Origin of the sequence: Devosia riboflavina (assembly GCF_000743575.1) — a bacterium.
Lineage (GTDB): Bacteria > Pseudomonadota > Alphaproteobacteria > Rhizobiales > Devosiaceae > Devosia > Devosia riboflavina.
Genome location: NZ_JQGC01000107.1, coordinates 1 through 643, shown reverse-complemented (window position 1 = coordinate 643; position 643 = coordinate 1). Strand labels below are relative to the sequence as shown.

The following is a 643-nucleotide window of genomic DNA, read 5'->3' as shown; positions in this document are numbered from 1 at the left end:
TGTGGCACTGCTTTCCGAGGACTTCCCGGAGTGTCACAAGGGCAAGGTTCAGTGAGACTGTCGGACGCAACACCAACTCGCAACGCTAACGCTATCTCCACGATACCGTAGAGAAATCAAAGGCTTGCAATGAGAACGCGAATGACTCATAGACCTCCGTGGTATAGGGCGATGGCGAATGGACAGGCCCCCCACACCGGGGGAAAATCAGCCAAAGGCGCTATACGAATACGGAAACACAGATTTTGTAAAAAATAGTCGGGACCCATCCTCTGGGACTCCCGACCAATACCAAGGGAAATAGAAGACGATGGACCGCGCCAACTTCCGAATTGATTACACCGCCGCGTCCGGGGAGGTGATCTTGTCCACCCATGTTGAAGCTATGGATGACTTTGAGGCTTGCGATATTGGCTGGGCGCACCTCCCCGAGGGAGCCGAAGATTTCCAAGTCACCCTTGTGGACAGCTAAGAAGATCGTCCGAGGTTCAGCACAGGTACGCGAAAGGTGCCGTGTTCATTCGCATTCCTGTGCTACCCGGCTTACCGTTTGGTCATGTCGTTGATGGTGTTAAAGAGGTTGTCCTCATCGTCGTACGTCATTGTTGCCGCCAAGGCCCCGCCAAATAATCAGGCAGCCCCC

General features: G+C 54.0%; 1 protein-coding gene. It reads left to right on the top strand.

Annotated features, from left to right (window positions below):
• Positions 1-310 precede the first annotated feature (310 nt).
• Entirely contained in the window at positions 311-472 is a 162-nt protein-coding gene (locus JP75_RS26745; protein ID WP_160176257.1) for a hypothetical protein, read from the top strand.
• Positions 473-643 lie beyond the last annotated feature (171 nt).